Below are 26,739 nucleotides of genomic sequence, written 5' to 3'. Positions count from 1 at the left end.
GATCTTCCCGAAGGGCCCGGATCCCACACCGCCCACGCGTCGACCTTGCCGAAAGTGAACGCGGCCGGCGCGTTGGCCGGCTGGAGGAACTTGACCTTCACGTCGCTCAGTCTTCAGTTCACCCGCGACCTGTGCCGCACACGGTCAATGGCGTCTCGTGGACTGGATGTCACGTATCACGGGGGCGATTGCGGGCCGTCGGCTCGCCGGTCGTCGGTCCGGTGGCCCGGGTCGGGCCTTCCGCTGCGCGGGGACGGGGTGCGCGAGTATGGGGGCATGTCCGATGCCTTCACCACCCGTGTCCTGAACATCGCCTCCGGCTCCCGCGAGAGGGTTGTCGACCTCACCCCCGACTGCGAGGCGTTCCTCCGCGAGGCGGCCGCCGGCCGGGACGGTCTCCTCAACGTCTTCGTCCCGCACGCCACCGCCGGCGTCGCGATCATCGAGACGGGCGCCGGCAGCGACGACGACCTCCTCGCCGCCCTGCGCACCCTCCTCCCCGCCGACGACCGCTGGCAGCACCGCCACGGCACCCCCGGCCACGGCCGCGACCACGTCCTCCCCGCCATCGTCCCGCCCCACGCCACCCTCCCGGTCATCAACGGCCAGCTGGAACTGGGCACTTGGCAGTCGGTGTGCCTGGTCGACACCAACATCTCTAATGTCAACCGTCAGGTTCGACTGAGCTTCCTGGGCTGAGCATGATCGTCCTGGGGGGGCGAAATCTCCGTATCTTGCGTGTTCGAAACGGAGAAGCCTTGCGCGGTACGGACCTGAACATGATCGAACGCCCCTACGACGGCTGCGGCAAGTGCCTGCTCGGGGTGCGGCGGCTGTCGCGGATGAAGCTCGCCACGTCGTCCCCGGAGCGCCAGCGTGAGGACTTCCTCACCGCGGCCGGCGCCGTTGGCGGCCACATCATCGGCTGGGCCGATGACTGGGAGGTCTCAGGCGCCACTGACCCGATGACCCGGCCGCAGGTGGGCCCTTGGCTCCGCGATGAGAGGGGACCACACGACGGCCTGGTGGCCGCGGCTGTCGACCGCCTCGGCCGCAAGGTCGTGGATTGCCTGAACACCGGTTACAAGATGCGGGACGAGGGGAAGCTCCTTGTGCTGGCCGGACGGCTCCTCGCCCAGGCCGTGGAGGAATCCGAAGTCACCGGAGAACCGGCCCGCGCCGTCCTGCACCGCACGGCCCACCAGCTCGGCGAACAGCTCGCGGGCGACGACGGCCCAGGTGTGACAGGCGTGTTCGACCTGCTGGAGCGGTACGGGTTCGAGCCCCGCGATGAGGGTGACACCATCGTGCTGGGCAACTGCCCCTTCCGCGCGCTCGCCCGCGAACACACCCAGACGGTCTGCGGCATGAACCTCCACCTGCTTCGCGGCGTCCTACCGGGGCTCGAAGAAGACGAGCTTCAGGCATGCCTGGAGCCCAGCCCCGGCCACTGCTGCGTCCGCCTTCGACCGGCTACCTCCCGGCCCGCGACCTCCTGAACCGCACCCACTCGCCGCCCGGCAGGCCCCCATCACGTGAGGAGTGCGTCATGGGCTTCGCCGCAGCGATGGGCGACCACCTGTCGCAGAGTGGCGGTGCCCTGCTCGCCGCGAACAGAGTGGCGGTCCGCTCGCGTCAGGGGTATGCGCACCAGGCGGCTGACCATGGCGGTCAGGGAGCCGACGACGACACCGATGGCGAGGCTGCGGGTGGCGACCGCACGCGAAGCTGACCGCCATGACGGTGATCTCCCCGGCCGGCATCCCCTTGAGCGTCTTCGGGCGATGGAGTGCAAGTCGCAGGTGGCCACCGACACCATGACCATCACCGCGACGAACGCGGCCATGGGAATGTCAGAGACGGCCGGCCCGAAGACGATGCACAGCACCATCAGCGACGCACCCGTCAGGAACGTCGACGGCCGGGTGCAGCCGCCGGAGACCCGTACGTCGATCATCGTCTGGTCGATCGTGGTGCGGCCGCCCATGCCACCGAAGAAGCCGGTGGCGATGTCGGCGACGCCCTGGGCGACGGATTCGCGGGTCTTGGAGCGTATGAGACAGCCGCCTCGTCGGGGCGGCTGCTGGTTTCTCGGTCTTGCCGACCTCGCCTTCCGCGTGGCTGTTGCCCTGCCCGTTCGAATTCAGTGGTGCGCTGCCACCCCGTTGCGCCGCGTGCGCGGCACGTGGGTGACGCTCGGCCAGGTGGTTCGTGCAGCGCCGTCAACCCGTTCGAGGACCTCTCGGACAGACTCCGGCCTCGCCGAACGACCGGTTCGCCCCGCTGCGGAGCAACAGCCGGATGCCTACGCTGAGTTTCAGGGGCGCCCCTCTCCCGTGACGGACTCTCAAGGCTGAGGAGCACTGACTTGACCGACCTCGTACTGCTCGCGGGCGGATCGGTGACGATGACCCACCACGTCACCGGAACCTACTTCATGTGCAACGACTGGCACGACGGTGTCGGCAACCACACCCAGACCTGGGCACAGGACCCGTTCGCCAAGGACAACACCTCGCATCGGTGGTTCCTGCGGACGAACGCGGACGGCACAGTGCGCATCGAGTCGTACGCGAACCACCGCTGCCTCACGGCAGGGGCCAACCCGCCCGACACCGTGACGCTCCGAGAGCGCACGGACAGCCTCAGCCAGCACTGGCGGCTGGTCTCCCACGCAGAGCGAGGCAATGACTTCTATCTGGTCTCGGTCGTGCACCCGCGCTACGCCCTGGCCATCGCCGACCACCTCCAGGGCAACGACCGGCTGGTAGGCCTGACCCGGATGTGGGGTGGACCGAACCTCTCCCAGCTGTGGCGGATCTACCCCTCATCAGAGGACCAGGGATGACCCCGGACGGGCACCTGTGCCGCCCCATCGCGGGGAGTGACACCTGAAGCCTGCCCGGTCGAACACCGGGTGGCCGCCAAGCGTCGGCCACGACGGCGACGCAACGGCGGTCACCCGCAGCTGGACGCAGTCAGCAGCCCTCCCGAAGTGAGCCGCTCTTCTCCGATCGCCGTGTGGGGCGCTGGTTGTTGAAGCAGTCGGTCCATTCCGCGACGGCGAGTCTGCCGTCGGCGAGGCCGTGCCAGGCTTGTGCGGTTTGATCAACTTCGCCGCACTGCGCGTGCCTTGGCGATGGCCGGTAGGTGTTGAGGACACGGCCCCAACAGAAAGCGGCCCCGCAGGGAGCACTCGACGGTTGTCCCGTCCGGTCTGCGGTGGAGGGCTCCTCGACATCCTCCGCGGGTAGGCTGGCCTGATCAGGCAAAGTCGGCGGGGACGAGGCATGGGCGGGGTCGAGAAGACACGGGGTGGCGGGGCCGAGCGGGCGACCTCGCGGGATGTCGCCCGGCTCGCCGGGGTGTCGCACACGGCCGTGTCCTTCGTCTTCAACGGGCGTGCCCAGGGCAACCTCTCCGCCGAGACGCAGGAGAAGATCCGCAAGGCCGCCGCACAGCTCGGCTACCGGCCGAACGCCGTCGCCCGTGGCCTGCGCCGACGTCGTACCGCCGTGATCGGGCTGGTCACGGACGAGATCGCCACCTCGCCGTTCGCCGGGCGGCTGCTGCGCGGCGCCATGGACGCGGCGTGGAACAGGGAGCACCTGGTGCTCACCGTCGATTCCGGGCAGGACCCGGCCACCGAGGACGCGGCCGTCGCCGAACTGCTCGACCGGAGGGTCGACGGGATCATCTACGCGGCGCTGTCGTTGCGCCGCGCCCGCGTCCCGGAAGGGCTGCACCGCACGTTCGCCGTGCTCGCCAACTGCCTCCCCGAGGACGGTTCCCTCCCGGCCGTCATCCCCGCCGAGCGGGCCGGTGGCCGCAGCGCCGCGCGCCTCCTCCTCGACGCGGGCCACCGCCGTGTCGCCCTGGTGGGTGGCCTGGACGACATCGCCACCGCGGAGCGGCTGCGTGGCTTCCGGGACGCGCTGCGGGCGGTGGGGCTGACCGCAGAGAAGGACTGGATCATGCGGACGGGAGGGGAGATCGCCGCCGGGTACGAGGGAGCGCTGCGATTGCTGGACCGTGTTCCCGTAGACCGGCGGCCCACGGGGATCGTCTGTTACAACGACCGGGTCGCCGCGGGCGTCCTCCATGCCGCCGCGCGCCTGGGCCTCGACGTGCCCGCCGATCTGTCCGTCGTCGGCTACGACGACCAGGAGCACATGGCCGCATTCCTCAGCCCGCCCCTCACCACGGTCGCTCTGCCCCACCGCGCGATGGGAGAGACGGCCGCCCGCCTGGCTCCTGGACGCCATCGACAGCGGGACCGCGCCGCCCGTCACCACCCGGCGGCTGGAGTGCCCCGTCGTCATGCGGGGCTCGGTGGGGCCAGCGCCCAGCCCGTGACCTCGACTTCCGTCCCCGACACGGCCAGCTCCGCGACGTCGTCGTCCCGTCGGTACACCCGTTCCGTGGCCATCGCCCGGTCGCCCGCGAACAGTTCCAGAAGGGAGCCGTCCACGAGGATCCGTACGGTGAGGGTCTCGCCCGGCGGGGTCGGCAGGACCAGGGGGGGGCCGTGCCGTCCGGACGGGAGCGTGGCCAGCCCGTGCGGTCCAGGGTCACCGTGCCGGACGCCGGGTCGAGTCGCACGGTCAGTTCGGCTCCGGACGCGGCCCGCAGCAGACTCAACGTCGCCGCCGACCGGGCGGTCACCAGCAGGTCGTACGAGAGGGGGAGCGGCCGGAGCGGTCCGGGTGTGGCCGTGAACGGGACGGCCGCTCGCAGAAGTTCGAGTTCCGGAGCCGGTACGACCCGCAGCGTGCCGTCGTCGTGGGTGTCCACCACGCGTGGTGCCGTGAGAACTCCGGACCAGCCCGCGCGGTTCACCTCCTCGCGCGGGCGTGACTCCCAGGACCAGCCCCACAGCAGAACGCGGCCGGACTCCGTGTCCTGGAGGACGGAGGGGGCGTAGAAGTCGCGGCCGAGGTCCAGGGCTCCGCCCATACCGGCCACGAACCTCAACCCGCCGTCCTCCTCCACCAGATGGCCCGTCAGGTACGCCGTGCTCAGCGGGTCGCCGTCCCACAGCGCCACCGCCAGCACCCGGTCGCCCCCGGCGGTCTCCCACATCTGCGGGCACTCCCAGCCGATCGCCCGCGTACCGAAGGCGTGGGCCGCCGCCGCGTCGCGGCCGTCCAGCAGGACCCCGGCGAACCGCCACGCGTACAGGTCCTCACAGTCGTACACCAGGACAAACGGGGTGCCGTCGGCATGGCCCGCGCCCACCAGCGCCCAGCGGCGTCCGGCGAAGCGGAAGACGAACGGGTCCCGGAACATCGTCACGTCCAGGCCGGCCGGCGGGCCGGCGACCACCGGCACCGGCAGTTGCTTCCACTCGTCCAGGCCGTCGTCCTCGGCCACGGCGAGACAGATCGTGCTCAGGCCCTGGTGGTCGCGGTCGATCCCGGAGTACACCGCTGTCGGTACACCACTGTCGTCCACCACGCAGCCGGACCAGCAGCCCGCCTCGTCCGGGCCGCCGGGCGTCGGCCGCAGGGCGATCCCGTGGTCGTCCCAGTGGGCGAGGTCGGCGCTGGAGGCATGGCCCCAGTGGACGTTCGCGTGGACGGGGGCGTCGGGGTTGTGCTGGTAGAAGAGGTGGTAGCGACCGCCCCAGCGCAGCGGCCCGTTCGGGTCGTTCATCCAGTTGGCCGGCGGGCGGACCCGGAAGCGCGGGCTGTGGGCGTCGGTCGACCGGCTCACGGAACTCAACGATTGACTCCTGCGGATGTGATGCCCTCGCGCAGAGGGCGCTGGCCGACGACGAACACGACGACGGCAGGGATCATGGACAGGACGACTCCGGCGAGGACGACGGAGATCGATCCGGTGCCGAGGTTGCCCTGGAGGGAGACCAGGCCCAGCGGCAGCGTGAGGTTCTCGGTGGACGTCTCGAGGATCAGCGGCCGGAAGAACTCGTTCCAGTGGTAGTTGAAGGCCAGTACGCCGACGATGGCGAGACCGGGAGCCGCCAAGGGGGCGTACACGGACCGGAAGACGCGCCACGGGCCCGCGCCGTCGATCATCGCCGCCTCGCCCAGGTCCTTCGGCATGCCCAGGAAGTACTGGCGCATCAGGAAGGTGCCGAAGGCCGTCGGGAAGGCCGGGACGATGAGGCCGAGCAGGGTGTCGGTCAGGCCCATCGCCTTCAGTTCCAGAAAGACTGGGACGATCGTGACCTGCAAGGGCACCATCATCGTGGCCAGGACCAGCGCGAACAGCGGCTTCTTGAAGCGGAATTCGAGGCGGGCGAAGGCGTAGCCCGCCAGGCCCGCGGTGACCATCTGGCCGACCGCGATCAGCGCGGTCACCAAGGTGGAGTTCAGCGCGTACAGCCAGACGTCGATCTGGTCGAAGACCCCGCGGTAGGCGTCGACGGTGGGGTCCGTGGGGATGATCTCCGGCGGCAGGTCGAAGGATTCCGCCGGTGTGCGCAGCGATGTCGACACCGTCCAGATGACCGGGCCGAGCGTCAACAGGGCGCACAGCGCCAGGCCGGCGATCCGGGCCCAGGGCGCCAGGCCGTGCCGTATGCGCGACCCGGCGGGGCTCGGGAGGGAACCCGACACGGAACCTGACAGGGAACTCGTACTCATCTGACTCACCCGGCTCACTGGTAGTGGACGTAACGCCGGCTGAGCCGGAACTGGAGTGCGGTGACCGCCATGATCAGGACGAAGAGCAGGACGCCCACGGCGGACGCCTCGCCGAAGCGGAGCTGCTCGAAGGCCGTCTCGTAGATGACCATCACGACCGTGCGGGTGGAGTCGCCGGGACCTCCGGCCGTGAGGACGTACGGCTGCTCGAAGACCTGGAGGGCGTTGATGATGCCGACCACGGATGCCACCAGCAGCGTGGGCGACAGCAGCGGCAGGGTGATGGCGAGGTGCTTGCGCAGGCCGCTCGCGCCGTCCAGTGAAGCCGCCTCGTGCACCTCTTTCGGGATGTTGTTCAGACCGCCGACGAACAGCAGGAACGAGAAGCCGAACTGCTGCCAGACGTACGCCAGGATGACGGCCGCCATCGCCCCGTTCTCCGAGGTCAGCCAGGGGACCGAGGGGATGCCGACCGTGCCGAGCAGCCAGTTCACGGGGCCGAAGTCCTGGTTGAACAGGTACTTCATCACCACCGAGATGGACGCGGCGGACAGCACCAGCGGGAAGAAGAACGCCGAACGGAACACGGACCGCAGCCACGTGGGCATCCGGCCGTTCACGGTGATCGCCAGCACGAGCGCGATCAGCAGCTGCAGCGCGACCGCGAGCACCATGAAGACGAGCGTGTTGCGGAAGGAGATGAGGACCGTCGAATCGGTCAGGATCTCACGGTAGTTGGCCGCTCCGGCCCAGCGCGGGTCCTCGATCACGTCCCACTGGAAGAGGCTGAGGACGACCGAGCCGACGATCGGTACGACCGTGAAGACGACGATGCCGACGACGGTGGGCGCGAGGAACAGTACGGCGAGCAGGCGGGTGCCCCGGGTGCGCGCGGTGGCGGCCGCGGACTCGGACGCCTTGCCGGCGTCACGGGCCATACGGGTCTTGCGGGTAGGGACTGGCTCCGGCGGTACGGGCCTGATCTCGGTGTTCGTCATACCTCACGCTCCATGGCCTTCTCCAGGTCTCCCTGCAGCCGCCGCAGCGCGGGGCGCACGGCGCCAGGGCTCGCGAGGGCGGTTCCGGTGTGCTTGATCAGCAGCTGCTCGACTTCGTTGACCTGCGGCGGGGCCGGGATCGGGCCGGTGGTGGGGATCTTGTCGAGGGTGTCGTAGAAGACCTGCCAATGGGCCGGGCCGGTCCCCCGGTAGCGGGCCTCGTCGACCATGGAGCGGCGGGCCGGGGTGGTCTGGTTGGCCGCGAAGAGCTGGGTCATCACGTCCTTGCGGGCGGTGTACTTGATGAACTCCCAGGCCTCGTCCCGCATCTTCGACGTGCGCAGCATGGCGTACCCGGCGGCGCCGAACTGGTGACGCCGTGTGCGCCAGCGCGGGAAGTACCGCACGTCGTAGTCGGTCGGTTTCATGCCCGCCTCATGCAGGCCGCCCGCCCAGAAGCCGCCCGCGGGCGTGACACCGACGCGGCCGGTGGAGAACACACCGACGAGGTTTCGGCTGTCGCCGCCCTCCGGCCGGGTGCACAGGTCCTCCTGGATGAGGGAGGCGAGGTAGTCGTAGACCTCCGCGACGCGGTCGGAGTCGGCCTGTGGTGTCGTCCACCGGTAGCCGCCGCCCCGGCCGCGCCGCTCCGCCTCGGGATAGAAGGAGTTCCAGAGCCAGTCGCCGCCGGGAGCCTTGGACTCGGCGAGGAGGTTGGTGCCGTTGGCGAACAGCCAGGGGACCACTCCGCCCCACAGGCGGTTGGTCCAGAAGTACGGGGTGAACCGGTCGCCGTTGCTGCGCTTCATCGCGCGCAGCAGCGCCGTGAAGTCGTCGCGGGTCCAGTCGTCGTCGGGGAGGTCGGCGCCCGCGCGCTCCAGGACCCGGTTGTTGAGGTACATGTCGGCCGCGTTGAACTCGACCGGCAGCTGGTAGAGGCTCCCCTCGTACATCATCGACTCGACCAGCGAGGGATGGACGTCCGCGAAGTACGCGCGCAGCTCGGCCGCGTCCCGCTTCGCCCACCCGTCCAGCGGTACGCCGAGCCGCCGGGCGAAGAGCTGCACGTCCACGGCGCGATTGGTGTGGGAGGTGACGAGGACCCGGCCGCCGTCGGCGGCGGCAGAGACAGCGGTGATGGTCCGGGTCTTGCCGGTGCCGGGCGGGCCGAGCACCACAAGGAGGTCCTCCGTGGTCAACGCCGCGCGGAACGCGGCGAGTTGTTCTGGGTCGAGGTCCTCATGCGGCCGCGCGGCCGTGGCCGGGATGGTACGCACCTGGTGCTCGACCAGCGCCGGCAGCAAGCCCGGGTTCCGCGCGCGCAGACTCGCTATCGCCTGCCGCTGTTTGTTGAAGACCACCGTGCTCGGTATGAGTTCCAGGGCGCCGCGGGCGGGCAGCCGCTCCCATGACACGGGCTCGTCGAAACGGACGGTGACGGAATACCCGGAGGCACGCCTGACCTTGCCGCGAATCTCCGTGTCGCCCTGAATCCGGATGAAGGCGCCCATCGGCGGCAACTCGGGTCCGATGAGCTGGAATTCGTAAGCCGACTGCGGAACGCTGCTGCGGCGTTTGCCGCCGGTGGCCGTCAGGCGCTCATACGGGAAGGGTGCGACACTGCGGTCCTCCCTGGTGGTGATCTCCTCGGCCGCATCAATCAGTCGGCCCACGGTGTTGAGGAACTCCGATTGGGCTTCGCTGACTGAGGAGATCCCTCGCTGCCGCGTTTGCGCTTGGCCGAGGTTCTGCCAGGCCGTTTCAAGGCTTTGCCACTGGGCGTCCGAGCCCTCAGGCACCGCCCTCAGGTCGAGCACCATCTTCCAGGCGGGCGGGCGGGCCAGGAGACAGGACCGAGCAAGGTGAGCGCGGTCGACGAGGCGCAGCGGGTCGATGTGTTTGACGAGGTAACCCGTGCCTCGTTTCGTCGCCTCCAGGCGTAACCTGTACGGCCTTGCGGAGTGCGGGGACGTCGGCCCGTGCCGCGGACCGTTGGCGGTCGTCGGCGGTGTACAGATCCAGCAGTAGCTGGTCACCGGTTCCGACCAGCGCAGGGTCGTGGAGGGCCAGTTCGTCCTCCTCTCCGGGGAGGAGTTCGTGGAAGACGCCGCTGTCCCGGCGGCATTCGCGAAGGAGTACGCGGGCCGCGGAGGTACGGCCGCTGCCCGGAGGACCGTCCAGGACGACGGTGCCGGTGTCGGCGAGCACGGCGCGGGCCTTGCCCATGCCGGACGGGTCGAGCAACACGCGCCGCAGCCACCGCAGTTGGTCCTCGGCGACACGTCGGAAGGCCGACTTGTCCGAGTCCTGCGGGTGGGCACCGCCGTTGACGTAGATGTTGCCGGGACCCGTGTGTATGAAGCCCTGCGAGCGCTCGACTCGTGTACCGCCCTGCTGGTTCACCCGCTGTCGTCCTCGCGCCGATCCGGCTCACCGAACCGATGCTGGACGTTGCCATCCTCGGCGACCGAATCGAGGAGTCCCTCTGGCCCAACAGCACGGGCCACGTGGCGTTGTGCATTTACTGCGCGCCGTACGAGACGGACAGGACAACCGCCGGCCAGGGCTTCTCTGTCGGCAGCGGCATGCCGGAGTTCCCGCATCCCCGTCCGTATCCCGTGACGGTTCGTCCTGTAGCTCCTGCAATGACGGCTCGTGCGAGGCCCCTCCGAACGGGCTCCCTACCGGTCGGTTGACTCAGACCGGGTTTGCGATGTCCGGCTCCCGCCCCTCGCCCGTTGGGGACTGCGGGAAGGCCCGGCGAACGAACCCCGCGATGTGGTCGTACAGCAGGTGTTCGGCGCCGCTCGCGTCGCCCTCCAGAGCGCGGGTGAGGATCCGCCGGTGTTCCTCCGCCTCCCGCTCCCAGCTGGGGGTGGACTCCCAGGCCACGACCGAGACCAGCGCCGCCTGGTCGCGCAGATCGTCGAGCATGCGCGCCAGGAGCGGGTTGCCGCAGGGGCGGTAGAGCGCGCGGTGGAAATCCCGGTTGGCCAGGGAGCGGTCGGCTCGGTCCTCGGCGGCGTCGGCGCGGTCCAGGGCCTCCTGGGCGCCGGGGAAGCCCGAGCGCGCGAGAACGCCGCGGCGCAGCGCCTCCGGTTCGAGTAGTAGCCGCACGTCGTAGACGGAGCGGGCCATGGTCGCGTCCACGGCGCGCACTGCCGCGCCCCTGTACTCGCTCATCACCACCAGTCCGCGTCCGGCCAGTGTCTTGAGTGCTTCGCGTACGGGGGTCTTGGACACCCCGAATCGCCCGGCCAGCTCGATCTCGATGAGCGGCTGTCCCGGCGGCAGCCGGCCGGTGAGGATGGCCTGCGTCAGGTGTTCGAGGACGAACTGGGTCCTGGAGGGGATGGGGACGGCCGGTTCGGTGCCAGGCACGGGCGCATTCATGCGGCAACAGCTCTCACGTCTCGTCTACCGTATGTCGTATGTGACGTACTCGTATGGACAGGGCGCTGGACGTTGGGTCATCCGAGGCGGGTGCCGTTCTCCACCAGCCTCACCGGTCGGTTGGTCTTGGCCGAGGTGCTCGCCGCGACGCCCACGAGCACGCTGCGGATGCCGTCGCGGTATCCCGCCTGCCGACTCAGGGGGTCCTGGGTGGGGCCGCGGAAGACGTCGTCGAGCAGCAGCCGGTCCCCACCGCCGTGCCCGCCGCCGTCGCCTTCGACATCCAGGGTGATCTCCTCCCGCGGGGACCAGTGCCGTTGCAGGGTCAGTCGTTCCCACGCTCCCTCGGCGTGCTCCTTGCTGTGCGCCGAGGGGTCGACGGCGGCGTGTGGCGGCGTCCAGGCGCGTTCGCAGACCTCCAACTCGGCCCGGCCCTCGGTGCCGTTCACCGCCACGCGGTACCCCTCGAAGGGTGCGTGGGCGTGCAGCGAGTAGGTCAGCATCGCGCGGTTGTCGTAGCGGACCAGCACCGCCATGGTGTCGTCGATGGTCACTCCGTCGCCGAACACGTCCTGGTCCCGCTGGTAGCCGTCCTCGTGCTCGGCGTCGAGGTAGAGCCGCGCGAGCCGTTCGTCGCGGGACATGTCCAGCAGGAAGGGGTCGGTGCCGGCCGAGGGCGCGCCGGTGCCGCGCGAGGGCCGCGGGCCCAGGCCGCGGCCCCGGGCGTTCTCGCTGCCGTAGAAGAGCAGGTCTGTCTGGGCGAAGACCAGTTCGGGGTCGGCGTCCAGCCACCAGTTCACCAGGTCGAAGTGGTGGGTGGACTTGTGGACCAGCAGCCCGCCGGAGCGCGTCCGGTCCCGGTGCCAGCGTCGGAAGTAGTCCGCGCCGTGGATGGTGTCCAGCACCCACTCGAAGTGCACGGAGGTCACCTGGCCGACGGCGCCGTCGGCCAGGAGCCGCCGCAGGGCCGTGTTCCGCGGCGAATAGCGGTAGTTGAAGGTGACGATGATCCGGGCGGTGCTGCGCTCGGCCGCGGTCGCGATCGCCGCGCAGCCCTCCGCGTTTGTGGTGAGCGGCTTCTCCACTACGACATCCACGCCGGCGTACAGGGCGGTGCACACGTAGTGGGCGTGGGTGGCGTCCACCGAGGTCACCACCACCGCGTCGGCGCCCTCCAGCATCGCGGTGAAGCCGTCCGGGCCGAAGCACGGCACGGGCCCCCGGCCCGTCGCGGCGATGCGCTGGTTGTAGAAGTCCATCCGGGTCCGGTTGCTGTCGCACAGCGCGACGATCTCTCCGGTGTCGCTCCAGTCACCGAGCAGCGCGTCGACGTACATCTGCGCGCGGTGGCCGAGCCCGACGACGGCGTAGCGGCGTTTTCCACGCGATTCCACGGGCGGCTCCTCGAAAGCAGGTCTTCGGATACGGGTCTTCGGACTCAGGCGGTTCACCCTGCGCGGCGGCGTGCCGGGGCGACGGGCGGCCCGGCGGGTCGGGCCGGGCACGGCACGCCGGGCGTCAGCGGGGCGGGGCTCAGCCGAGCGTGCTGTTCGCCTCCTTCAGGAACCCCTCGGCGGCGGCCTCGGTGGTCTTGTTGCCGGAGATGACGTCCTGGCCGTAGCGCTTCAGCATGTCCGGGATGTCGGCGGCGCCGTCCGGATAGGCGGAGGGCGGATCGGCCAGCTTGTCGCGGACCTTGTCGACGTAGTCGAGCGACGCCTGGTCGGCCGCGGGCAGGTCGCTGCGGATCTCCTTGAGGACCTTGCTGTTCATCGGCAGGCCGCGGTCGCTGCCCAGGATCTTGCCGGCCTGCGGGTCGTTGACGAGGAAGTCGATGAGCTTGCCCGCTGCCTTCTGCTGCTCGCTGTGTGCGCCGACGGTCCAGAACATCGCCGGCTGGAGGAACATGCCGCTGCTCGTCGCTTCCGGTGCCTGCGGCATCTGCAGCAGGTCGATCTTCTCGCCGGAGGCGGTGCTGAGCTGGTTGGTCCAGAACATCCCCATGCCGCCCTTGTTGGTGCCGATGAGGGACTGCTCGATGCTGTTGGCGTCCAACTCGTTGCTGAGGGCGGCGTCGGGGGAGCCCTTGGACTCGATCATGTCCGCGCTGAGCTGGTACCAGTCGGCGAGGGTGCCGGCCGAGATGCCGATCTTGCCGTTGTCGTAGAGCGATTCGCCGCGCTGTGCGGCGAACACGTTCAGGAAGGCGTCGTTGAAGTTGATCTGGGTGCCGTAGATGCCGCTGCCGCCGGCCTTGGTGAGCTGGGTGCTGACGTCCTCGTAGTCCTCCCAGGTCCAGGACGAGTCATCGGGGAGGCTGACCCCGGCTTTCTCGAAGACGCTGGTGTTGGCCATCACGGCCCAGGCGTTGGCGCCGGTGGGGATGGCGTACTGGGTGCCGTCCACGGTGCCGCTGGAGAGCAGCTTCGGGTCGAGATCGCCGGTGTTCACCAGCCCCTTCAGATCGGCGAGCGTGTTCTTGCGGCCGAACTCGCCGAGCTTGCGGATCTCGATGGCGAAGACGTCCGGGGCGTCCCCGGCGGCGACCTTGGTGGTCAGCTGGTCGTAGTAGGAGTCCCAGGTGGAGTACGACGACTCGACCGTGACATCCGGATTCTGCTTCTCGAAGAGGTCGATGGCCTGCTCAGTGATCTTGTGCCGGCTGGCCTCGCCCCACCAGCTGACCTTGAGCGTGACCTTGCCGTCGTCGCCGGGCCCCGAGTCGCCTCCGCAGGCAGCGGTGGTGACGAGGGCGCCTGTGGCCGCGAGTGCCACGCAGTGCCTTGCCGTTCTCTGTCGATGAAGCACGGAATCTCTCCTTCGGTACGTTCCGTCGGTTCGAGATCGGTGGGGAAGACGGGCTGCTCCAGGGCTATTTCAGGCCGGTGATGGCGACCCCGCGGACCAGGTATTTCTGGCCCGCCAGGAAGAAGCCGAAGATGGGGCCGAGGGAGAGCACCGACATCGCGAACATCGGCCCCCAGGCGGACTGGCCCGTCGAGTCGAGGAAGGTGCGCAGGGCCACCGGCACGGTGTGCTTGTCCGGGTCGGTCAGGAAGATCAGCTGGCTGAGGAAGTCGTTCCAGGTCCAGATGAAGGTGAAGATGGCGGTGGTGGCCAGCGCCGGCAGCGACAGCGGAATGATGATCCGGCTGAAGATCCGCCAGTGGCCGGCCCCGTCGATCCGCGCCGCCTCGTCCAGATCGCGCGGCAGCGTCCGGATGAACTGCACCATCAGGAAGACGAAGAAGGCGTCGGTGGCGAGGAACTTCGGGACGATCAGCGGATAGAACGTGTTGATCCAGTCCAGCTGCTTGAAGAGGATGTATTGCGGCACGATCACCACCTGCAACGGCAGCATGATGGAGCCCAGCATGAGCGCGAACCAGAAGCGCTTCAGCGGGAACTCCATGCGCGCGAAGGCGTACGCGGCCAGGGAGCAGGCCGTCAGGTTCCCCAGTACGGCTCCGCCCGTGATGATCAGTGAGTTGAGCAGGTAGTGGCTGAAGGGGCTGCTCAGCGCGTTCCAGCCGTCGGCGAAGTTCTGCCCGGTGACGCTGGTGGGGATCAGCCCCTGCTCGCGGAAGATGAGCCCCTCCGGTTTGAGGGAGCTGGAGATCATCCACAGCAGCGGGTAGAGCATCACCAGGCCGAAGAGGATCAGGCCGAGGTGGATCAGGAGCTTCTTCCCTCGCAGCGCGAGCAGAGCCCTGGCCAGCACTGTGTCGTTCAGCCCGGCCCGGGTGGTGCTGTCGGTCTTCACCTCAGTTGTCACTGTAGAACACCCAATACTTCGACATCAGGAAGTTCAGTGCGGTCAGGCAGGCGATGATGACCACCAGGAACCAGGCCATCGCCGACGCGTAGCCCATCTCGAAGGAGTTGAAGCCTTTGGTGTACATGTACATCGTGTAGAAGAGCGTCGAGTCCGAGGGGCTTCCGTTTCCGCCGCTGACCACGAACGCCTGGGTGAAGGACTGGAAGGCGCCGATCAGCTGCAGAATCAGGTTGAAGAAGATGATGGGGGTCAGCAGCGGCACCGTGATGTGGAAGAACTGCCGCACCCTGCCCGCCCCGTCGATGCCGGCCGCCTCGTAGTAGCTGGCCGGGATCTGCCGCAGACCGGCCAGGAAGATCACCATGGGTGAGCCGAAGGTCCACACGTTCAGCACGATGAGCGTCCCCAGCGCGGTGGACGGATCGCCGATCCAGCTGCGTCCGTCGACGCCGAACAGGCCGAGGAAGTGGTTGACGAGGCCGTCGTCCCCGAATACCTTCCGCCACAGAATGGCGATGGCCACGCTGCTGCCGAGCAGCGAGGGCAGGTAGTACACCGAGCGGTAGATGGCGAGCCCTCGCACGCCCCGGTCCAGCAGCAGCGCCAGCAGCAGCGCGAAGGCCAGTTGCAGGGGCACCGAGACGAAGACGTAGATCGTGGTGTTCTGCAGCGCCTTCAGGAACCGCGGGTCGTCGGTGAACATCCGGGTGTAGTTGCTCAGGCCGATCCAGTCGGAGCCCCCGATGAGGCTGTAGTCGGTGAACGACAGGTACAGCGAGGCCAGCAACGGCCCCGCGGTGATGAACAGCAGCCCGCCGAACCACGGCGCCAGGAAGAGGTACGCGGTGAGCGCCTCTCTGCGTCGTCGCCGCCTGCGTGCCCGATCGGCCTCCTGCGCACTCGCGGAGCGTCGGCTGTCGGGTGGCGCCCCTTCCGGGCGCGGCCGCACCTGAGCGCCGGTCATGCGAAGCCTCCTGACATCGTGCGAGCGGCCCGCCCGTCCGCACCGCCCGTGGAGCGCTGCCCGTGGGTGGGTCGGATGGCTCAACGGCATGTCATATATGGCGTATGGAGTACGTCGTATGGCGTGGCAACGTAGAGACGTCCGGGGGCACCGTCAACGCTGCGCGCATGATTCATCGCACTTCCGTTGGGAGTTGTGGCCTACCCTTCCGGCTTCCGGGGGGGGGGGCTGGTCGGCGTCTTGACACGCCCGGGGAGCTCTCGTACGTTCAGCCGTGCTCCATTTCGTACGTCATATATGACATGCCGTGTACATGAGCCTCAGCGAGTTCGCGAGTCGAAGCCGTCGTCGTTCTGTTGGGCCGACTCCCACAAGGGTCCGCAATCGGGACGATGAGCGAGTCGGCTGCGTCGATCGCCCAAGGGGAGTGGCAGTTGATGAGAGCGTGTGTTGTCGGGGCCGGCCCCGGGGGAATCGTCACCGCCAAGGTGCTGCTGGAGAACGGCTTCGACGTCACGGTCTTCGACAAGTACCAGCAGGTCGGCGGAATTTGGTCATCAGGAGGCTGCTACGACGGGCTGGCCAACCAGTCCGCGCTCCGCATCTTCGAGTTCGCGGACCTGCCCAACCGCCTGCACTTCGCCGGCGCGGCGGACACGCAACGCTACCTGGAGAAGTACGCCGAGACCTTCGGCGTGCTGGACCGCGTCCGACCCGGCACCGAGGTGATCTCCATCCGGCCGGTGGACGGTCCTGGGCGGGTGGGCGCCTCCGGCTGGTCGATCGACTCTCGGCCCGCCGGCGACGAGGCGGCGGAGGTTCAACGCGACACATTCGACTACGTCGTTGTCGCCACCGGGGCTCATCATCATGTCCAGCTGCCCGAGCTGCCGGGGCGTGAATTGTTCCGCGGGACCGTGCTGCACTCCAACGAGGTGCGGGCGGGGACATTCGCCGGTCGGCGCGTGGTCGTCGTGGGCGGCGGTAAGTCCGCGTTGGACCTGGTCACCCGCGCCGCACGCGAGGCGGCCTCGGCCACCCTCGTGCAGCGCAAGGTGAACTGGATGGTCCCCGAGCGGTTCCTGCTCGGTCTGGTCGGCTACAAGTGGATCCTGTTCACCCGGCTCGGTGAGGCGCTCCTGCCTCGCTACCACGATCCGGCCTGCGTCCGTCCGATCGACCGCATCGACGAGCGGGTCAAACGAGCCCTGTGGTGGCTCATCACCCGCGACACGCTGTTGTCCACCGGGCTGTACCGGCTGCCGAGGGAACTGCGGCCCGCTCACGCGCTCCCCTTCCACCTGGCCCACGCGGGAGTGATGCCGCGCGGCTACGTGCGGGCCGTCCGCCGTGGCCTGATCGCCCCCAAGATCAGTGCTGTCGACGCGTACACCGACAAGGGGCTGCGACTGGCGACCGGTGAGGACGTGGCGGCGGACGTCATCGTGTTCGCCACGGGGCACCACAAAGTCTTCCCGTTCCTGGATCCGAGAGTACGAGTGCACGATTCCGCCGGGCGGCTGCGGCTTTACCGAGGCATCGTGCCACCCGGCGCCGACCGGCTCGGGTTCGTCGGTTTCCGGCAGGTCTTCAACAACATCATGGGCGTGGAACTCGCCGCGCACTGGCTGACCTGCCATTTCCGTGCGACGCTGCGCACCACCCGGAGCGAGCAGGAGATGCGGGAGGCCATCGACGCTCGCCTGGCCTGGCAGGAGCAGGTGCTACCAGGATCCGGCGGCTACGACTTCGGCCCCTACGACATTCACTGCGCGGACGAACTCCTGCACGACATGGGCTTGCCGTCCCACCGCGCCGGCAACCTACTGGCCGAATACCTGCTTCCCGGCGGACTCGCACACCGCTACGCGGGCCTGACTCGATCGAGTTCGGCGAAATGAATGCGGGGCATTAAATGAGTTCGTCGGCTATTTTTCCATTGATGTGGATGAGTGCGCGCCGCATTTCAGCCTCCGGGCTTCGGCCCGCCCGCGCACAGCGGTTTCACAGGTGAGCAGGATGCTCGTCTCACGATCCGAGACGTGGCGGGTTGCCGACTCTCCCGTGTCGTGTGTGCGTTGCGCTCGCGTTCGCTTACGGGTCGTGATCGAGCGCCTCGTGTGTCATCCGCGTTCGCCTGTTGATGGTTACCCATGGTAACGGAAATTGTGATTCCGTTTCCTTTTCCTTGCGGAGTGGATTCTCCGCTGTCCAATCAAAGGGGTAGCCAGCAACCTGCCGGGTCAGCAGAATGAAGCGGCGGCACGGCCTTTCCGGCCCTCAGTGCTTGTTTTCGGCCACCTCTCGACCTGTGTAAAAGGAGCACCATGCCCGTCTCCGAACAGTCCCAGGAGTCGCAGAAACTGGTGGCGGAAAGTGTCACACCCCTCGACTTTCCCGACCTGGACGCGCGGTTCCGCCTGAAGACCGCGACGGCCGTCGCCTCATGCATGCGGCTGAGCTACGAGGAGTTCGCCCGCGGCATCGACGTGGCCGCGGCGCGGGCCGAGGGAGTCATCACCGTGGTGTCCTCCGTCGACTTCCGGCTCGGGCTCCTGCCGCTCGCCGTGGCCGGACCCCTGCATCACCGGGTGGAATTGAGCCACTGTGAATTATCCGGCCACGGCCTGGGCTCGCGGCTCACCCGGCTCGGGTACGAATCGCTCCACACCTTCTCCTCACCCCCTGGCACCGGCGACGTACGCCGCTACCGGGAACTGGTGGATCCCGACCCCGTTCCCTGCGCGAGCGCGCGGATCGTCTTCGCCATGCTGCGCCCGAAGGCGGCACCGGCCGCGCGGATGGTCTCCGAACCACTGGAGGAGCTGCGGCACCTGCCCGTCCAGCCGCTGAGCGAACCGCATCCGACCGCGGAGACACTGACCGCCGTGCCCGAGAAAGCGGTCCGCACGGAGGCCGAACACGAAGGTGTCTTCGGGCTGCACCACACCGACGTCAACCAGTTCGTCTACACCGGCGAATACATCGCCCTGATGGAGAACCACCAGACGCTGTTGCTGCGCGATGCGGGTATCGCCGTCGGCGGCCATGTCACCGAGCGGGTCACGGTGCTGTTCAAGGCCCCTTTCAGTGCCGGCGACGAGTACGTCGTCCGGTCCGCCTTTCACCGGTCGGGCACGCCGAACGCCCCCTCCACTGTCGCCGTCATCGGCGTGCACCGCCGAACCCCCGAGGGCACCGACCCCCGCCCGGCCGCCCTCGGCCGCGTCGAGGGCCGTACGCCGCCCGCACAGTCGTAGGGGTGCATGGAAAGTCCCGCACCGGACCCGGACCGCGCCCCAGGGAGGCAGCTCCGTGACCGAACCGTGCACCATGTCGGACGTACTGGCCGGGCTCGACAGTCCCGGCCGGGGCCTGACCTTTCTCGACTCCGGCCCCGAACCGCTCTCCTTCGCCGAACTGGCCCGCACCACCGAGGACTTGGCCCGCCGCTGGGCCGGGCTCGGGGTGCGGCCCGGTGACCGGGTGGTGCTGGCCGCCACGGACATCCGGGAGTTCGCCCTCACCCTGCTGTCGGCGATGCGGGCCGGAGTGGTGCCGGCCCCCGCCTTTCCGCCGCTGGCCTTCGGCAAGGGCAGTGAGCAGGTCAGGGCGCTGGCCAGGATCTGCCGGGCCGCGGGCGCCGAGGTGTGCCTGGTCGGTGACCACTCCGTGGCCGCGCTCCAGGACGCGGGGCTGTCCTGTCGCGTCGGCACCTTCCAGGAACTGGCCGCCGCCGTACCGGGGCCGCCGCCACCGGCGCCCGGCCCCGACGACCCGGCGCTGCTGCAGTTCACCAGCGGCAGTACGGCCGACCCCAAGGGCGTCCTCGTCACCCAGCGGGCACTCGCCGCCCACACCCGCGCGCTCGCCACGGCTCTGGAGATCGACTGCGAGCGGGACCGCGGGGTCAGCTGGCTGCCGCTGTACCACGACATGGGACTCATCGGAAAACTCCTGGTGGCGGTGGTGACCCAGACCTCCACCTGGTACATGTCGCCGCTGCACTTCCTCAGGGACCCGGTCGGCTTCCTGCGCCTGCTCTCCGAGGTGCGCGGCACCATCTCGTACGCCCCGAACTTCGCGTACGGGCTGCTCACCCGGCGGGTCCGGGACGGTGTGCCCGGCGACCTGGACCTGTCCGCCTGGCGGATCGCCGGCTGCGGGGCGGAGCCCGTCCGCGCGCAGACGCTGCGCCGGTTCGCCGAGGTGTTCGAGCCCGCCGGATTCCGTGCCGAAGCCCTCTTCCCCTGCTACGGCCTCGCTGAGGCCACCCTCGCCGTGTGCGCCGCGACGCCGGGCAAGGGCATGACGACCCTGACCGTCGACGCCGACCGGCTGGCCGGGCAGGCCGTCGCACAGCCCACGCCGCCGGGCACCGCGCGCACCCTGGAGTTGGTGTCGAACGGCCGCCCGCTGCCCGGTACTTCGGTCGACGTCGTGGACGTGGAGGGCCGCCGGGTGCCCGAGGGCATGGTCGGCGAGATCGTCGTGTCCGGCCGCCACCTGGCGAGCGGCTACCACGAGGACCCCGAACTCACCGCGCGCACCTGGCGGGACGGGCGGCTGCACACCGGGGACACAGGCTTCCTGCACGACGGGGAGCTGTATGTGACCGGCCGGATCCAGGACCTGATCATCGTCAACGGCCGCAACCACCAGCCGCACGACATCGAGCGCGTCGCCGAACAGGTCGACGGCGTACGCCCGGGCAACGTGATCGCCCTGGCCGTCGATCAGGGGGACAGCTCTGCCGTACGCATCGTGCTGGAGCCGCGCTCGTTCCCGGCGGCGCCCGACCTGCCGCGGCGAGTGACGCTGGCGGTGCAACGCGGTCTCGGTGTCCCGGTCGCCGACGTGATCGTCATCCCCAAGGGCGCCCTGCCGAAGACCAGTTCGGGCAAGCCTCGCCGTCGTCACACGGCGCACCTGCTGGAGTCGGGCGAGCTCGCGCCGTCCGTGTGAGAACCGAGAAGGGAGCGCACCGATGAGCACCCCCCGGCCGGAGGTCGGCGGCCCGTACACGGTGCAGGAGGGGGACACGATCACCGAGATCGCCTTCCTGGCCTACGGCGACGCGCGCCGCTACGTGGATGTGGCCGAGCACAACAAGGACGTACCCGGATTCGCCCCGGCCCGGCTGCGGCCAGGTCTGGTGATCAGCATTCCGGAACCCGACTACCTGCCCCGCCCCAGCGGCCTGGGCGGCATGCGAGGCGGCGCGGGACAGACGTTCGCGCTGCGGGACGGCCGATCGACAGACCGCTCGGCGGACGGAGGAGAGCGATGACCACCGAGACCCACGACCCCATCTTCGACACCGTGTGCGGTGTCATCTCGCGGATCGCGAAGGTGCCGCCCGAGACCGTGCGTGCCGACGCACCCGTCAGCGGACTGCAGAACGTCGACTCGATCGTCCTGCTGGAAATCATCGTCACGGTCGAGAACGAACTCGGCATCGAGATCGACGAGGAGGAACTGTTCGCCATCGACACCGTCGGTGAGTTCGTGGCCGCGTGCCGACGGCTCGTCGCCGCACCCTGAGGAACAACCGGGAGGGACCAGCAAGCCATGCCGCGCTCCAAGAAACTCCTGCTCATATCACCGCGGGCCACGTTCTTCGGACGGAACCCGAAACACCAGCAGTTCAAGAGGGAATCCCGCGAGTTCCAGTTCTTCGACTACACCTGGACCGGCTTCGCCACCGGGCTGATCATCGTCGGATCGCTCACTCCGCCCCAGTACGACGTCCGGTACATCGACGAGAACATCGAGCCGGTCGACTTCGACGCCGAGGCGGACCTGGTGGCAGTCACCGGGATGACCGCCCAGGCCGACCGGATGTACGAGATCGCCGCCGCCTTCCGTGCCCGCGGCGTGCCCGTGGTGGCGGGCGGGCTGCACGCCAACCTGATCCCCAAAGAGGTGGCGCGGCACGTCGACGCCGTGTGCGTGGGCGAGGCGGAGGCGCTGTGGCCCCAGGTGCTGCACGACTTCGAACAGGGCGAGCTGAAACCGATGTACCGCCAGCGCGGCCGGGCCGACCTGACGCAGGCGCCGCGCCCCCGCTGGGAGCTGGCACAGCAGCGCTACTACCCGAGCGTGTGGGTGGAGACCTCGCGCGGCTGCCCGCACACCTGCCGGTTCTGCGCGGCCACCATCCGCTACCGCGACAAGCTCGGCTACAAGACCGTCGACCAGGTCGTCGCCGAGGTCGAGCTCGTCCGGGAACGCTTCGACAACCCCTACGTCCTCTTCTCCGACGACAACTTCGTGGTCGACCGGGGCCGCACCCGGGAGCTGCTCAAGCGCCTGATCCCTCTCGGCATCAAGTGGAGCGGCCAGTCCGACGTGTCCTTCTACAAGGACCCCGAGATCCTCGAACTGATGCATGACAGCGGCTGCATGATGATGCTGATCGGCTTCGAGAGCGTCTCGACGGAGACCCTGACCGGCATCGACGAGCGCAACTGGAAGCTGCGGGCGCTGGGCACCTACGTGGAGGCCACGAAGGCCATCCAGGACCACGGAATCGGCGTGTACGGCGCGTTCACCCTCGGTCTGGACACCGACACCAAGGACTCCTTCGAGGAGACCGCCGCCTTCATGAAGGACAACTACCTGGCCGGCATCCAGGCCTCCTGCGTCACACCGTTCCCCGGCACACCGCTGCGGGGCGACATGGAGCGGGAGGGCCGGATCCTCACCGACCGCCCCTGGTCGCACTACACCGTCTTCGACGCGGTCTACCAGCCCAGGCACATGACCCCCGAGGAGCTGGAGGAGGGCACGATCGGCATCTACCGCAGCTTCTACAACCGGGAGTTCTCGTTGCGGAAGACCCGGCACTTCAAGTCCATCTACCGCAACCTCGTCCGGAAGAAGGCCGAGCGCGACGAGGCGCTGGCCACCACCGGCCGGAGCATGGTGTGAGGGCGGCGGTCATCGGCCCCGGCGGCATCGGGGCCGAGGTGGTGCGGTCGCTGCGCTCCCGCGGGCACGAGGTGGTGGCGGGCTGCCACGGGTCCACGGACGCGGCGACACGCCTGGGTGTGCCGGGGGCGTTGGTCGACGCGACGGAGCCTGAGTCGTGCCGTGAGTTCTTCGCGTGGGCGTGGCGCACCCAGGGCCCGTGCACGGCGGTGGTCAACTGCTTCGGCACCGTGGAGGAGGGACCGCTGCTGACGGCGGACCCGAAGGCCGTGGACCGGCTGCTCGACACCAATCTGCTGGGCGTCATGAACGTCTGCCGTGCGGTGGCCTTCCGGATGATGAAGGCCGGCGGCGGCGCGGTCGTCAACATCGGATCGGCCGCCTCGCGGGTCGGGGTGCCCGGCCTGTCGGGGTATGCGGCGGCCAAGGGCGCGCTGGCGAGTTTCGGGCGGGCCATGGCAGCCGAACTCGCCAGGTACCGGATCACCTGCAACACCGTGCTGCCCGGGTTCGTCGACTGCGGCGCCACGGCCGAGCGGTCCGCGGAGTGGAAGGCCGCTGTGGCACGGCACGTCCCGCTCGGGAGGCTGGGAACGGCGGCGGAGGTGGCCGCTCTCGCCGCCCATCTCGCCTCGCCCGAGAGCCGCTACATCACCGGCCAGGAGTTCGTCGTCGACGGCGGTTGGACGCTGGGCAGCCCGGCCCTGGCCAGGGACCTGATGGAGGCCGGCGGTGGCTGATCCCGCACCGGCTTCCCCCGCACGGGCCAAGCAGACGCTGTGCACCTTCTGCGGTGTCGTGGACCAGGTCACCGTCACCGAGGACCGCAAGGTGCGCGCCACCGGCAGTCTCGGCGTGTGCGTCAAGGGTGCGCACTACTTCCAGAAGCACCTGGGAGCGCACCCCCAGAAGGTCGCCCGGTTCACCAGCCCGATGCTCAGGTCCCCGTACGGCTGGGAGCGTGTCTCCTGGGACTACGCGATCGACATGGTCGCCGACAGCATCCTCGCCGACCGGCAGGACTTCGGGCGTGACTCCTTGGCGTTCTACGGCGTCGGCCAGATGACCATGGAAGCGCTGTGGGTCACCAAGAAGTTCTTCCAAGGGCATCTGGGCACCAACAACATCTGCTCCAACGCCGAGCAGTGCCTGGCCAACAACGCGGGCGGCCACGAGCTCGTGTTCGGCAATGAGGGGCCGTTCTCATGCTACGACGATTACCGGTCGGCCGAAGCCATCTTCTTCTACGGCCACAATCCGGCCGTCAACCATCCGACCGTGTTCCAGCGTTACATCCGCCGCAATCGCGACGCCGTGAAGGTGGTCGTCGACCCGCGGCGTACCGACACCGTCACCCAGCTGCTGGCCGACAACCCGGACAACATCCATCTGCCGGTGCGCAGCGGCAGCGACGTCCTGCTGAACCTGATGTTCGCCCGTCGGCTCCTCGATACCGGGGCGTGGAACCCGAGTTATGTCGAGCGGCACGTCGACGCGGACAGTGCCGAGAGCTTCCTCGCCTTCCTCCGGCGAGGACCGTTCAGCGTCGAGGAGGTCGTGCCGCGGATCACCCCCGAGGGCATGGACCCCGCCGACATGCGGGCCAGGGTCGAGCGAGCCTGCGACCTGTGGGCCCGGCGCCGGGTGGTGTCCACGAGCTCGGTGGGCATCAACCAGACCGTCGGCAGTGCCGGAGTGGCGTCCATTCTCAACCTGCATCTGCTGACCGGCGCGATCGGTGAGCCGGGGCGCGGTCACGTCCGGCTGGCGGGCCAGTCCAACGCCTCCAGCGAACTCGCGCTCGGCTTCTCCGGCCGCATGCTGCCGTTCCGCATGCGGGTCGACAACCCCGAACACCGGGCCGTCATGGCGGACGCATGGGACCTGCCGCCATGGCGGATCAGTCCCCGACCGGGGCTTCCCGTGGCCTCGTTCGCCACCTCGGAACGGCTGCGCACCCTCTTCGTCTTCGGCACCAACCCGGCGCGGAACTTTCCCAACCTCCGGCGCTGGCGCGAGAAGATGATGGACCTGTGCATCGTGTACGCGGACTCCTACTACAACCCGGAGATCCTGGAGTACGCGGACATCATCCTGCCGTGCCGGACGAAGCACGAGACGTCGGGGATCTTCCTCAACGGTGAGCGCCGGCTGCAGTACATGGAGCCGGTGGAAGAGCCCCCGTTCGAGGCGTGGGGCGATGTCCGCATCATCTGCTCGGTCGCCCGGCGGATCGCCGAACGCCTCGGGGACCAGCAGCCGCCCGCGACGGACGTCGAACCGTCCCAGGAGAACCTCGAGTCGTGGGTCGCCGAGGGCAACCGCGACCTGTCCGGACCCGCGCTGGACGCCGCCTTCCGGTACCCGGCCGAGCCCGACGGCGAACCCTCCGGCGAGGCGGTCTGGCAGGAGATCCAGCAGGCCTCGCGGGGCTTCTACAACGAGTTCACCGATGCCGACGGCAAGCCGATCACCTGGGACGGCATCCGCTCGGGCGAGGGCGTCCAGTGGCAGGGGGCACGCCGCTATGTGCCGCCCCCCACCGACGGCAAGGACGCGGCCGACGATGAAGTCCCACTGTTCTCCGGGGTGTTCAGCGCCGACCGGCGCCGAGCCCGCTTCCATCTGCCGGCCCCCGAACGACTGGTGCCTTTCCAGGAGCGCGGCCGGGGCTTCGTACTGATCACCGGGCGCGGCGCGATGGGTGCCGGCAACGCCGTGCGCCGCCACAACACCGCGATGTTCAACTCCTCCACGGCGACGGGCGTCGAGGACTGGCCGGAGCGCAACCACGTCTACGTCAACCCGGCCGACGCCGGTCGTCTCGGCCTCGCCCCGGGGGCCGAGGCGGTGCTGCGCAACGAACTGGGCGAGATCACCTGCCCCGTGGCGATCAGCCAGGACGTCCCTGCGGGGCACGTGTACCTGACGTTCCACCCGGACCGGGCCGGAACCCATCCCAACATCCTGACCAGCTCGGACAACATCGATCCGCACACCTGGCAGCCCCTGCTCAAGGACACCTACGTCGACGTCGTCCCGGTCCGCGCGGCGACCCCGGCGACCACCACCGAGGCGGAGAGATGACCGGCCCGCTGGCTCCCCTCACATACCCGGCCCGGACCTTCCGCCGGCTGGCCGCGCCCGACCCCGGCGCGGACTTCGAACGCCCCGCCGACTACGGGCTCACGGCCGAGCCGTTCACCGTCGTCACCGGCGACGGGCTGCGCATCGCCGGGTGGACCTTCGTACCGCCCGAGGCCTGGGGGGTGGTGATCGTCTGCCACTCCCGCAGCACCGGCAAGTCCCGCACGCTGAAGCACACCAGACTGCTGTACGACCAGGGGTTGGCCGTCGTCGGATTCGACTTCCGGGGCTGCGGCGAGAGCGAGGCCTCCCGGCGCAGGCTGCGCGGCAGTCTGTGGGACCCGCTGGCGGACCTGGAGGCCGTATCGGCCCAGGTACGCGGGCGCTTCGAGGACACGCCGCCGCTGGCCGGACGCGTGGCGCTGCTCGGCTGCTCCTTCGGCGGCAACATGGCCCTCGCGCACCTGGGCAGACCGTCCGGCGAGGCGCGCCACCCCGCCCTGATCCTCGACTCCACTCCACTGGTGCGCTGGAAGGACATGCTCGGCGAGCAGTTGCGCCGGGAGCGCCAGGGCGCCCGGTGGCGGGCGCCGCGCGCGCTGGCCGACCGGGCGATGGCCTCCGCCGTGTCGGCGTGGACGAGGTCACCGGCGCTGTACCGACACGCGCGCCGGTCGGCCCGGCAGCAGTCCGGGATGGCGCTGCTCTACATCGTGGGCGAGCGGGAGACGATGTTCGACGCGCGGGACAGCCGGCGATTCGTCGAGGACCACTGGGCCGGCCCCGCGGAGATCTGGCGGGTGCCGAGGGGTCGGCATCTGGCCAACCATGTGGTGGCACCGCAGGAGTACGCCCGGCGCGTGAGCGAATTTCTGGCCAAGGCCTACGGCGTCCCGCTGCCCCGCGGGGAGCAGGCCGAGGCGGGGAGCCACGGGGCCTGACCCAATGCCTGCGTGAACCGTTGACTCGGAAGCGCTT

At 69.3% G+C, this 26,739-nt stretch carries 21 protein-coding genes and 3 pseudogenes; 13 read left to right on the top strand and 11 right to left on the bottom strand.

The genetic code is table 11. The annotated features are described in order from the left end of the window. Positions 1-276: 276 nt before the first annotated feature. Positions 277-699, top strand: coding sequence for a secondary thiamine-phosphate synthase enzyme YjbQ (locus tag F3T56_RS03245; RefSeq protein WP_149823104.1), 423 nt, complete (start codon positions 277-279; stop codon positions 697-699). A 59-nt stretch (positions 700-758) separates the two neighbouring features. Next, positions 759-1,499: a recombinase family protein gene (locus F3T56_RS47395; protein ID WP_149823103.1), complete on the top strand. Its 741-nt coding sequence runs from the start codon at positions 759-761 to the stop codon at positions 1,497-1,499. Between the two features lie 161 nt (positions 1,500-1,660). Here F3T56_RS47395 and F3T56_RS47390 read toward each other — a convergent pair. Then, positions 1,661-2,050, bottom strand: a pseudogene (locus F3T56_RS47390) (SulP family inorganic anion transporter); the annotation flags it as partial. A 318-nt stretch (positions 2,051-2,368) separates the two neighbouring features. Here F3T56_RS47390 and F3T56_RS03230 point away from each other — a divergent pair. Together F3T56_RS03230 and F3T56_RS03225 are read left to right on the top strand one after the other, a co-directional pair. Then, the gene (locus F3T56_RS03230; protein WP_149823102.1) at positions 2,369-2,848 is read left to right on the top strand and encodes an RICIN domain-containing protein; all 480 of its coding nucleotides are present in this window, start codon (positions 2,369-2,371) and stop codon (positions 2,846-2,848) included. A 442-nt stretch (positions 2,849-3,290) separates the two neighbouring features. After that, a pseudogene (locus F3T56_RS03225) lies at positions 3,291-4,356 on the top strand (LacI family DNA-binding transcriptional regulator). On the opposite strand, the pseudogene F3T56_RS03220 reads toward F3T56_RS03225, so the two are convergent. The 10 genes and pseudogenes from F3T56_RS03220 to F3T56_RS03175 form a co-directional block, all read right to left on the bottom strand. Next, positions 4,319-5,715: pseudogene (locus tag F3T56_RS03220) on the bottom strand (glycoside hydrolase family 32 protein). The pseudogenes F3T56_RS03225 and F3T56_RS03220 overlap by 38 nt on opposite strands. 5 nt (positions 5,716-5,720) lie before the next feature. Next, complete coding sequence (locus tag F3T56_RS03215; protein WP_149823101.1) at positions 5,721-6,608, bottom strand: carbohydrate ABC transporter permease; 888 nt, start codon at positions 6,606-6,608, stop codon at positions 5,721-5,723. Between the two features lie 14 nt (positions 6,609-6,622). Beyond that, positions 6,623-7,546 carry a carbohydrate ABC transporter permease gene (locus F3T56_RS03210; protein ID WP_246203389.1) on the bottom strand — a complete coding sequence of 308 codons (924 nt, stop codon included), beginning with the start codon at positions 7,544-7,546 and terminating at the stop codon, positions 6,623-6,625. A 56-nt stretch (positions 7,547-7,602) separates the two neighbouring features. Continuing rightward, on the bottom strand, positions 7,603-9,279 hold the full coding sequence (locus F3T56_RS47385; protein WP_246203372.1) for an extracellular solute-binding protein: 1,677 nt from the start codon (positions 9,277-9,279) through the stop codon (positions 7,603-7,605). A 118-nt stretch (positions 9,280-9,397) separates the two neighbouring features. Further along, on the bottom strand, positions 9,398-10,009 hold the full coding sequence (locus F3T56_RS03200) for a hypothetical protein (RefSeq protein ID WP_149823099.1): 612 nt from the start codon (positions 10,007-10,009) through the stop codon (positions 9,398-9,400). Positions 10,010-10,303: 294 nt separating this feature from the next. Next, the gene (locus F3T56_RS03195; protein WP_149823098.1) at positions 10,304-10,999 is read right to left on the bottom strand and encodes a GntR family transcriptional regulator; all 696 of its coding nucleotides are present in this window, start codon (positions 10,997-10,999) and stop codon (positions 10,304-10,306) included. Between the two features lie 77 nt (positions 11,000-11,076). Then, a complete protein-coding gene (locus tag F3T56_RS03190; RefSeq protein ID WP_216372916.1) occupies positions 11,077-12,393 on the bottom strand; it encodes a Gfo/Idh/MocA family protein in 1,317 nt (438 codons plus the stop codon). A 139-nt stretch (positions 12,394-12,532) separates the two neighbouring features. Further along, positions 12,533-13,807: an ABC transporter substrate-binding protein gene (locus tag F3T56_RS03185; RefSeq protein WP_149823097.1), complete on the bottom strand. Its 1,275-nt coding sequence runs from the start codon at positions 13,805-13,807 to the stop codon at positions 12,533-12,535. A gap of 64 nt (positions 13,808-13,871) precedes the next feature. Beyond that, positions 13,872-14,762 (bottom strand): carbohydrate ABC transporter permease, encoded by an 891-nt coding sequence (locus tag F3T56_RS03180; protein ID WP_342786893.1) that lies wholly within the window; start codon positions 14,760-14,762, stop codon positions 13,872-13,874. 1 nt (position 14,763) lies between these two features. Continuing rightward, positions 14,764-15,741: a carbohydrate ABC transporter permease gene (locus F3T56_RS03175; protein WP_149823096.1), complete on the bottom strand. Its 978-nt coding sequence runs from the start codon at positions 15,739-15,741 to the stop codon at positions 14,764-14,766. A 392-nt stretch (positions 15,742-16,133) separates the two neighbouring features. Here F3T56_RS03175 and F3T56_RS03170 point away from each other — a divergent pair, with 392 nt between their 5' ends. The 9 genes from F3T56_RS03170 (at position 16,134) to F3T56_RS03130 (ending at position 26,702) form a co-directional block, all read left to right on the top strand. Further along, positions 16,134-17,642, top strand: a complete 1,509-nt coding sequence (locus F3T56_RS03170) for a flavin-containing monooxygenase (protein WP_149823095.1) — start codon at positions 16,134-16,136, stop codon at positions 17,640-17,642. A 426-nt stretch (positions 17,643-18,068) separates the two neighbouring features. After that, complete coding sequence (locus F3T56_RS03165; RefSeq protein WP_149823094.1) at positions 18,069-19,001, top strand: hypothetical protein; 933 nt, start codon at positions 18,069-18,071, stop codon at positions 18,999-19,001. A 55-nt stretch (positions 19,002-19,056) separates the two neighbouring features. Next, positions 19,057-20,706, top strand: a complete 1,650-nt coding sequence (locus tag F3T56_RS03160; protein WP_149823093.1) for a fatty acyl-AMP ligase — start codon at positions 19,057-19,059, stop codon at positions 20,704-20,706. 22 nt (positions 20,707-20,728) lie between these two features. Then, entirely contained in the window at positions 20,729-21,031 is a 303-nt protein-coding gene (locus tag F3T56_RS03155) for a LysM peptidoglycan-binding domain-containing protein (RefSeq protein ID WP_149823092.1), read from the top strand. After that, entirely contained in the window at positions 21,028-21,285 is a 258-nt protein-coding gene (locus F3T56_RS03150) for an acyl carrier protein (RefSeq protein WP_149823091.1), read from the top strand. Before F3T56_RS03155 ends, F3T56_RS03150 begins: the two co-directional genes overlap by 4 nt. A 27-nt stretch (positions 21,286-21,312) precedes the next feature. After that, positions 21,313-22,674: a B12-binding domain-containing radical SAM protein gene (locus tag F3T56_RS03145; protein WP_149823090.1), complete on the top strand. Its 1,362-nt coding sequence runs from the start codon at positions 21,313-21,315 to the stop codon at positions 22,672-22,674. Beyond that, a complete protein-coding gene (locus tag F3T56_RS03140) occupies positions 22,671-23,414 on the top strand; it encodes an SDR family NAD(P)-dependent oxidoreductase (protein WP_172638783.1) in 744 nt (247 codons plus the stop codon). Before F3T56_RS03145 ends, F3T56_RS03140 begins: the two co-directional genes overlap by 4 nt. After that, the gene (locus F3T56_RS03135) at positions 23,407-25,761 is read left to right on the top strand and encodes a molybdopterin oxidoreductase family protein (protein ID WP_149823088.1); all 2,355 of its coding nucleotides are present in this window, start codon (positions 23,407-23,409) and stop codon (positions 25,759-25,761) included. Before F3T56_RS03140 ends, F3T56_RS03135 begins: the two co-directional genes overlap by 8 nt. After that, a complete protein-coding gene (locus F3T56_RS03130) occupies positions 25,758-26,702 on the top strand; it encodes an alpha/beta hydrolase (protein ID WP_149823087.1) in 945 nt (314 codons plus the stop codon). Before F3T56_RS03135 ends, F3T56_RS03130 begins: the two co-directional genes overlap by 4 nt. The last annotated feature ends 37 nt before the right edge of the window (positions 26,703-26,739 follow it).

It is taken from the genome of Streptomyces tailanensis, from assembly GCF_008386495.1.
Classification (GTDB): Bacteria; Actinomycetota; Actinomycetes; order Streptomycetales; family Streptomycetaceae; genus Streptomyces; species Streptomyces tailanensis.
This window is presented reverse-complemented; position numbering and strand designations above follow the sequence as displayed.

Coding starts and splice junctions, on each gene's coding strand:
- F3T56_RS03215 (WP_149823101.1), bottom strand. CDS start 6,608: ATGAGTACGAGTTCCCTGTCAGGTTCCGTGTCGGGTTCCCTCCCGAGC.
- F3T56_RS03170 (WP_149823095.1), top strand. CDS start 16,134: ATGAGCGAGTCGGCTGCGTCGATCGCCCAAGGGGAGTGGCAGTTGATG.
- F3T56_RS03145 (WP_149823090.1), top strand. CDS start 21,313: ATGCCGCGCTCCAAGAAACTCCTGCTCATATCACCGCGGGCCACGTTC.
- F3T56_RS03165 (WP_149823094.1), top strand. CDS start 18,069: ATGCCCGTCTCCGAACAGTCCCAGGAGTCGCAGAAACTGGTGGCGGAA.
- F3T56_RS03130 (WP_149823087.1), top strand. CDS start 25,758: ATGACCGGCCCGCTGGCTCCCCTCACATACCCGGCCCGGACCTTCCGC.
- F3T56_RS03245 (WP_149823104.1), top strand. CDS start 277: ATGTCCGATGCCTTCACCACCCGTGTCCTGAACATCGCCTCCGGCTCC.
- F3T56_RS03195 (WP_149823098.1), bottom strand. CDS start 10,999: ATGAATGCGCCCGTGCCTGGCACCGAACCGGCCGTCCCCATCCCCTCC.
- F3T56_RS03210 (WP_246203389.1), bottom strand. CDS start 7,546: ATGGCCCGTGACGCCGGCAAGGCGTCCGAGTCCGCGGCCGCCACCGCG.
- F3T56_RS03175 (WP_149823096.1), bottom strand. CDS start 15,741: ATGACCGGCGCTCAGGTGCGGCCGCGCCCGGAAGGGGCGCCACCCGAC.
- F3T56_RS03150 (WP_149823091.1), top strand. CDS start 21,028: ATGACCACCGAGACCCACGACCCCATCTTCGACACCGTGTGCGGTGTC.
- F3T56_RS03155 (WP_149823092.1), top strand. CDS start 20,729: ATGAGCACCCCCCGGCCGGAGGTCGGCGGCCCGTACACGGTGCAGGAG.